This window comes from Streptomyces sp. NPDC054840 (assembly GCF_053611065.1).
In genome coordinates this window covers 1-1,503 of the sequence record NZ_JBSGZP010001084.1, presented here as the reverse complement: position 1 = coordinate 1,503, position 1,503 = coordinate 1, and the positions used below count along the sequence as shown (strand labels likewise).

Below are 1,503 nucleotides of genomic sequence, written 5' to 3'. Positions count from 1 at the left end.
TGCGGAAGGCGGCCGCGTGGGCGGGGGCGGGCGCGGGTGCGGGTGCGGGTACCGGCGCGGGTGCGGATGGGGATGGGGATGCGGGTGCGGGTGCGGAATCCGCAGATCCGCGGAGCGCACCGCCCGCGCCCGGCGGGTCCGCCGCGGACGGTCCGCCGGGGGTCGCCTCGCCGCGGTTCTTCGCCGCGCTCGCCTGGCTCGACTCCCTCGACGTCGACGTCACCCGTATGACGGCCTCGGATCACCCGTCCGGCCCGTCGGGTCCGAACGGCCTGCCGGGTGCGTCGGGACCGTCCGGTGCCTCCCGGCCGTCCGGGCCTTCCTGAGCCGCCGAAATCAATTGCACGAGACGTATCGTCTCGCTTATCGTCCGATCATGCCCACAGCGAAGCCCGCCCACATCGCCATGTTCTCCATCGCCGCCCACGGGCACGTGAACCCGAGCATCGAGGTGATCCGCGAACTCGTGGCCCGGGGCCACCGCGTCAGCTACGCCATCCCCGCCTCCTTCGCCGAGAAGGTCGCGGAGACCGGCGCGACGCCCGTGATCTACGGCTCGACCCTCCCCACCGACGACGAACCCGAGGCCTGGGGCACCGAACTCATCGAGAACCTGGAGCCGTTCCTCAACGACGCCGTCCAGGCGCTCCCGCAGCTCGCCACCGCCTTCGAGGGCGACGAGCCCGACCTCGTCCTCCACGACATCACCTCCTACCCCGCGCCCGTGCTCGCCCACCGCTGGGGGGTCCCCGCCGTCTCCCTCTCTCCGAACCTCGTCGCATGGGAGGGGTACGAGCAGGAGGTGGCCGAGCCGCTGTTCGCCGAGCTGAAGGCCTCCGGGCGCGGACAGGCTTACTACGCCGCCTTTGCCGCCTGGCTCACCGAGAACGGCCTCCCCGACGACGTCGACCGCTTCCAGGGCCGCCCGCGGCGCAGCATCGTCCTCATCCCCCGGGCGCTCCAGCCGCACGCCGACCGCGTCGACGGGTCCGTGCACACCTTCGTCGGCGCCTGCCAGGGGGATCGCAGCACGGCCCAGGGGACGTGGCGGCGGCCCGCGTCCGCCGAGGGAAAGAAGGTCGTACTCGTCTCCCTCGGCTCCACCTTCACCCGCCAGCCGGCCTTCTACCGCGCCTGCATCGAGGCCTTCGCGGACCTGCCCGACTGGCATCTCGTCCTCCAGATCGGCAGGTTCACCGACGACGCCGACCTGGGCCCGGTCCCCGCCGGTGTGGAGGTCCACCGCTGGGTCCCCCAGCTGGACATCCTGCGCCAGGCCGACGCCTTCATCACCCACGCGGGCGCCGGCGGCAGCCAGGAGGGGCTCGCCACCGCCACCCCGATGGTCGCCGTCCCGCAGGCCGTCGACCAGTTCGGCAACGCCGACATGCTCGTCTCCCTCGGCGTGGCCCGTCACGTCCCCATGGCGGACGCCGACGCCGCCACCCTGCGCGAGGCGGTCCTCGCGCTGGTCGCCGACCCCGAGGTCGCCGCCCGCGCGGA

Annotated in this window: 1 protein-coding gene and 1 pseudogene; both read left to right on the top strand. The window is 73.5% G+C overall.

Annotation, left to right across the window (positions count from 1 at the left end):
• A pseudogene (locus ACWGIU_RS37725) lies at window positions 1-326 on the top strand (hypothetical protein); the annotation flags it as partial.
• Between the two features lie 50 nt (window positions 327-376).
• Window positions 377-1,503, top strand: a 1,127-nt coding sequence (mgt, locus tag ACWGIU_RS37720) for a macrolide-inactivating glycosyltransferase (RefSeq protein WP_453712579.1), incomplete at its 3' end; no start/stop codon positions are given.